Source organism: Polaromonas sp. P1_G2, from assembly GCF_056405515.1.
Window position 1 is genome coordinate 1 of record NZ_JBFUBY010000250.1, and the last position, 6,142, is coordinate 6,142.

General features: G+C 64.3%; 4 protein-coding genes. 2 read left to right on the top strand and 2 right to left on the bottom strand.

Annotated features, from left to right (window positions below):
• Positions 1 to 5: 5 nt before the first annotated feature.
• Positions 6 to 1,142, top strand: a complete 1,137-nt coding sequence (locus tag AC1D0P_RS20300) for an iron-containing alcohol dehydrogenase (RefSeq protein WP_477678407.1) — start codon at positions 6 to 8, stop codon at positions 1,140 to 1,142.
• Positions 1,143 to 1,156: 14 nt separating this feature from the next.
• On the opposite strand, the gene AC1D0P_RS20305 is transcribed toward AC1D0P_RS20300, so the two are convergent.
• On the bottom strand, positions 1,157 to 2,497 hold the full coding sequence (locus tag AC1D0P_RS20305) for a hypothetical protein (protein ID WP_477678404.1): 1,341 nt from the start codon (positions 2,495 to 2,497) through the stop codon (positions 1,157 to 1,159).
• 416 nt (positions 2,498 to 2,913) lie between these two features.
• Positions 2,914 to 4,638: an Hsp70 family protein gene (locus AC1D0P_RS20310; protein ID WP_477678405.1), complete on the bottom strand. Its 1,725-nt coding sequence runs from the start codon at positions 4,636 to 4,638 to the stop codon at positions 2,914 to 2,916.
• A 383-nt stretch (positions 4,639 to 5,021) separates the two neighbouring features.
• On the opposite strand from AC1D0P_RS20310, the gene AC1D0P_RS20315 reads away from it, so the two are divergent.
• Positions 5,022 to 6,125, top strand: a complete 1,104-nt coding sequence (locus AC1D0P_RS20315) for a porin (protein WP_477678406.1) — start codon at positions 5,022 to 5,024, stop codon at positions 6,123 to 6,125.
• Positions 6,126 to 6,142 lie beyond the last annotated feature (17 nt).

Genomic DNA, 6,142 nt, shown 5'->3' on the forward strand with positions numbered 1-6,142 from the left:
GCAGCATGGCCTTCATCTATTACGTCACCCAGATCCAGTTTGAATTCGGCGCCGTGAAACTGCTCAAGCAGGAATGCGAACGCGTGGGCATCACGCGCCCGATGATCGTGACCGACCCCGGCGTCAAGGCGGCTGGCATTTTGCAAAAAGCGCTAGACGCCCTGCCGGGCATGCAGGTCACGGTATTCGACCAGACGCCGTCCAACCCGACCGAGGCCGCGGTGCGCGCCGCGGCCGAACTCTACAAGTCCAGCGGCTGCGACGGCCTGGTCGCCGTGGGCGGCGGCTCGGCGATTGACTGCGCCAAGGGCGTGGCCATCGCGGCCACGCACGAGGGGCCGCTGACCACCTACGCCACCATCGAAGGCGGTTCCCTCAAGATCACCGACCGCGCCGCGCCGCTGATCGCCGTGCCCACCACCAGCGGCACCGGCAGCGAGGTCGCGCGCGGCGCCATCATCATCGTGGACGACCACCGCAAGCTGGGCTTTCATTCCTGGCACCTGGTGCCCAAAACCGCGATCTGCGACCCCGAACTCACGCTGGGCCTGCCCGCCAAACTGACGGCCGCCACCGGCATGGACGCCATCGCGCACTGCATGGAAACCTTTATGTCGGCGGCCTTCAACCCGCCGGCCGACGGCATCGCGCTGGACGGCCTGGAGCGCGGCTGGGCGCACATCGAGCGCGCCACGCGCGACGGCAGCGACCGCGATGCGCGTTTCAATCTGATGAGCGCGTCCATGCAAGGCGCCATGGCCTTCCAGAAAGGACTGGGCTGCGTGCATTCGCTGAGCCATAGCCTGGGCGGTGTCGATCCGCGCCTGCACCACGGCACGCTGAACGCGATGTTTTTGCCGGCGGTGGTTCGCTTCAACGCCGAAGCCGAGTCGGTACAAAAAGACAAGCGCCTGGACCGCATGGCGCGTGCGATGGGGCTGGCCTCAGGCGGCGACATCGCCGAGGCCATCCGCGACATGAATGCCCGGCTGGGCCTGCCCACCGGGCTGGCCGCGATGGGCGTTCAACGTGAGCAGTTCGGGCAGATCATCACCGGCGCGCTGGCGGACCATTGCCACAAAACGAATCCAAGGATTGCGACGGCTGGGGAGTATGAGGAGATGCTGGGGGCGTCGCTCTGAAATAAGAATGATGATCAGCGCGCGGCTGCGGCTGCAACCGCCGCATCCGCAGCTGCGCTCTGCGGGCCGGCCTTTCCCGGCGGTGTCTTGAGCACAGTGGGTAGTTGTTGAATCGCAGAATAATTGGCGCGTATCGATGCGGCCAGCCCTTCTTTTTCTCCCATGCGAGAGCGAAGGTCTTCATTCATCACCGCGACGCATGCCGGCCAGGGCTTGTGCGGCGTGACGGTAAAGGGTGCTGTAACCGGCTGGCTGACCAGTAAACCGAGTGCGGCAGGTTTGCCCGCACGGCCTGACGGCGGCGCAGGCCAGGCGTCGGTTTGCGCCAGCAGCGCAAGCAGCGCCGGGCTTTCCATGGAATCGCCGCGGCTTGTAACGCATTTGGCGATATCCGCGACGAGTTGCCTTGCAGCTTTTTCGTCCCCTTGGCCCAGCCACGGTGTAAACGTCGCGAAACTCATTACAGCCGAACAATCCGCGGGTGTCGCTGCGCCAAACCGCCGGCCGTCGGACAGGTTGACCAGCATGCCATTCCGGGAGAAATAGTAGAGATGGCTGCCCTGCACGCTTTTGGCCATGCCCATCACATCCAGCAGAGCAGCCCGGTCGCTGCAGAGCAAGGGTGGAATGCCGCGCGCGCAGTTTTCCAGTTGCGTGATGTCAGACAGGGGAATGTCTTTCCATCCCTTGGCCATCGCCGAGGCGAAGTAGCCGTCACAGAGGCTTGACGCCTGGTTGGCCTCCTTGAATTGCGCCAATGACAGTGCTGCGGCCATGATGCTGACGACGATCACCGGAAGTACGAGCAGGTACAGCATGCCGCGCAGCAACGCACTGTTTTTATATACCGTGATGGCGCGTTTGAAGCCACGCAGCAGAACAGGCGCGTGATCCCGCGCCTGATGCCAGGCCGCAATATGGCCGTCGGCAAAAAACAAGCGCGCCAGGACAGGCGACAACGATTCCATGCGTTCTGCGTCTTTCAGCAGCGTCAACGCCTTTTTCGGGTCGGGCGTCCCGGTCAAGGCAAGCCAGCGCGACTGCGAGGTCCCATCCAGCACGGCCATCTCGTAAAGCAGCGACGAAATATAGGCGCCGTTGGGGCCTGTGCGCTCCAACAGGCCGTGCCGGCCGGAATTCCAGTGGAACGCTTGCGATGCGGCCAGAAACACGACCGCCGTGCGCTGCCCGAAACGGCGTGAGGCCAAGGCCTCCATCAGCTCGAGTTCAAAGGCTTCACGGGCCGCCATCAGCATCAAGCCGTCCTGCGCGAGCCAGTGCCGCAGCATGGCCTGCGCGGCCGGCAGGTCCGACGACGGGAACGTCAGGGCCTCCACAAAACGCTCGAACGGCAAATGGCTGGGAGGCGGAGAAGATTCCGGTGTGGAGGTTGGCGCCGGTTTTTCGGCTGCGGCGTCAATGAAGGCGGGCTCCGGTTGCGCGCGCCGCGGTTCTTCAGTTTCCTCCGGGTGGACTTCCTCGGCCTCCGGCGCCTGGGGGGCCGGTGTGTCGCCGCCGGCCTCTTCCCTGCCCTGCCCGGAGGCGTCAGCCTCATCGGTTCGACCGGCGGGCTCGGACTTTCCGGAAAACTGCGCTGTGAACCGGACCTGTGCCAAGGCGCTTTCGTAGGCCTCGCGCAGCTCGGCAAAAGCTTGCGGCTGCGTTGCCGGGTCGATCAGCTTGAGTTCGCGTGCATAGGCTTTCTTGACGTCGCGCTCGGTCGCGGAGCCGTCCAGCTGCAGCCGGGCCAGGCCATTATTGGACAGGAAGATCATGCGTCATCCAGCACGTAGCGATCAGTGTCCAGCGTTTTCAGCAAGTCGGAAAGCTCCTGCCGCACCGGGGCGATGCGCCGCTGGTCCTGCGACTCCAGCACGACTTCAAAGCGCGTGATCACGGTCGCAAGGTGTTCACGGGCCTGGCCCAGCAGTTGGCTGTGGAAGCGCTCGGCACGCGCCATCAGCGTTCGGGTTTCGATCTGGTCGCGCGGATGGATTTTCAGTTCGTGCAGGGCCGCCAGCCGCGAGCTGATCTGTTCGGGCGTCAGGTGGTCGGCGGAGTTCTCAATCACCAGCCGGACGGGTTCGGCCACGGCCTGGCCATCCTTGTTGACGGTCGCCTCGACTTCGAGCAAGCCGTTGACGTCGTAGGTGAAGCGTACGTCCACCGAGACCTCGTGTGTCCGGCCCGAAGGCAGGTTCACACTGAACTCGCCCAGCTTGATGTTCTCGCTCACGCGGCGGGCTTCACCCTGGTAGACGCTAAGGCGCAGTTCCCGCTGGAAGTCCACGATGGGCGAGAACCGCTGCACGCGGCTTGCCGGAATCACCGTGTTGCGTTCGAGCACGGGGGCCATGAAACCATTGGCGTGCCTGCCGTTGCTGATTTCGCGGGCACTCTCGATACCGAGCGTGTAGGGACAAACGTCGGTCATCACGCGCTCGGAAAGCGCCGCATCATTCATTTTCAGCCCGGCCTGGACCGCCGCACCCAGGGCAACGACTTCGTCGGGATTCAGCGCCGTTTCGGGAAAGCGGCCGAACATGCGCGTCGCCCATTGCCGGATAGAGGCCAGGCGCGTGCTGCCGCCGGCCAACACCACGGCATCGAGTTCGGCCGGCCGCAGCCGGGCGTCGCGCATGGCGCGCTCGACCGGCTCACGCAGGCGATCCATCAGCGGTTTGATGCAGGCCTCCAACACCTCGGCGGTGAGGGTCATGGTGTAGTCCCGTCCGCCGGCGGCCAGGCTCACTGCGGCAGTGTCGGCAAGGGACAGTGCCTTCTTGGCGGCCTCAATGCGCGCGCCCAGTTGCGCACGCGTGGCGCTGCGGTTGAGTTCCACGTCGGGCAAGCCGGCTTCGCGCACGAAATGCGCCATCAGCAGCTGATCAATGTCTTCGCCGCCCAGGTGGTTGTCGCCGGCGGTCGCGCGGACCTCCATCACGCCGTCGAACATTTCCAGCACCGACACATCAAAAGTGCCGCCGCCCAGGTCGAACACCAGGAATTGCGTTTCACTCTGCTTCTGGTGCATGCCGTAGGCCAGCGCGGCCGCCGTGGGCTCATTGAGCAGGGTCACCTGCGCAAAGCCCGCCAACGACCCCGCCGTACGCGTTGCCTGCCGTTGTGCGTCGGAGAAATAGGCGGGCACCGTCACCACAGCCTCGGTCACGGCCTCACCCAGCGTGGTTTCGAGATCCGCCTTCAGCGCCCGCAGCACCAGCGAGGAAAGTTCTTCCGCACGGAATTCGCGCTTGCCCAGCCGGAAGGTCTTGGCGGTGCCCATGGCTCGTTTGAACACTGCCGCTGTGCGATCAGGATGCGTTTGCAGCCTCTCGCGTGCCGCCTGGCCCACAAGAATCGTTCCGTCGTCGTCGATGCTGACTACGGATGGCGTCAGCACGTCGCCCAAAGCGTTTCGAACCAGCTCCGAACGGCCGTTGCGCCAGATGGCGGCCAGGCTGTGCGTGGTTCCGAGGTCTATCCCGGCAATCATCAATCCATTCCCCCCTGTCCTCGTATGAGCTTGTTTTTATGCAACCCGGTATCGTACGCGAACGTTGCCGCCGCTGGGAGAAGGCGTGATCAAAAGCGCCGGCGTGGCACCGCTGGGGGAGTCCCATCGGCAACCCGACCCTCGGCGCCACGGCCGATCAAGGCCTGGAGTCCGGCAAGTCCCGGATATGGTTACGTTTAATAACCATAAACGAGCGACTTGGCAAGAGTCTATTTACTTATTATTTATAACCAAAATCCCGTTACGCTTGGCCCGTGGTTAACGATTTCCACGCAATCGGCTGCGGCGGGTTGCGGGGCGCAGGGATCCGGGAGGGCGCCAGGTCGGTAAGCACGCCAGATCAACAACATACAGGAGACATCATGAAAACCCAATTGTTCGCACTCTCGGTGCTGTCGGCGGCCTGCTGCACGGCCCAGGCCCAAAGCTCCGTCACGGTCTATGGCGTGCTCGATTCCTTCCTCGAGCTGGCGTCCGCGGGCAATGGCACCGTGACACGCATCTCCAGTGGCGGCGCCATGGGCTCGCGCTTCGGTTTTCGCGGCTCGGAAGACCTGGGCGGCGGCCTGAAGGCCAACTTCATACTGGAAGCCGGTGTCCTGGTGGACACGGGCGCCAGCACCGGCACCGCCACCGTCCCGACCAGCACTGTCCCGACGGGCGCTTCCTATATGTTCCAGCGCCTGGCGACGGTGGGCCTGAGCGGCGATTTCGGCGCCGTCAACATCGGCCGCCAGTACACGCCGCACTTCGGCACCATGGCGGCATTTGACCCGGCCGGTTTCACCATGTCGGGCGCCTTGAACTACTACGCCGGCCCCGGCGTGGGCATCAACGGTGGCTCGCTCGCCGACGCCACCACGCGCCGCGACAACTCCATCCAGTACACCACGCCGACCTGGAACGGCTTCAAGGCCAATGTGTTTTACGCTTTCGGTGAATCGACCGGCGTGGGCCAGCCCAAATCCACCGGCAACACGCTCAACATTGCCGCCGGCTACGCCAGCAGCACGCTGTCCGCGCAAGTCAGCTACCTGACGGAAAAAACCATTTACATCGTCGGCAACACCGACAAGTACACCGACCTGGCGGTTTCCTACGATTTCGGGGTGATCAAACCTTCCGCCATTTTTGTGCGCCGCCGCGGTGACGCGGCCGCCGCGCCCGCGCTCGATGCCTACCAGATCGGCGCCTCGGCTCCCCTGGGTGCGGGCAAGCTGATCGCGACCTACGGCCAGCTCAAGAACAAGACCACGGCCAACTCGAACTCCAAGGCCATCGGTGTGCGCTACGACTATGCGCTGTCCAAGCGCACCACGCTCTACGGCGGCGCAACCAAGATCAGCAACCAGTCCGCTGCCGGCTACACCATCAGCGGCGGTGGCGGCAGCTCGCCGGGCCTGGCCCTCTCAGCTGTCGGCCAGAGCCCGAAGTCGGTGTACGCGGGTATCGCGCACGTGTTTTAAGCGCTTAAGCAGCATCG

Bases quoted from the DNA above. Each gene is read 5' to 3' on its own strand.
- AC1D0P_RS20315 (WP_477678406.1), top strand. From the start codon at position 5,022: ATGAAAACCCAATTGTTCGCACTCTCGGTGCTGTCGGCGGCCTGCTGC.
- AC1D0P_RS20300 (WP_477678407.1), top strand. From the start codon at position 6: ATGGCCTTCATCTATTACGTCACCCAGATCCAGTTTGAATTCGGCGCC.
- AC1D0P_RS20310 (WP_477678405.1), bottom strand. From the start codon at position 4,638: ATGATTGCCGGGATAGACCTCGGAACCACGCACAGCCTGGCCGCCATC.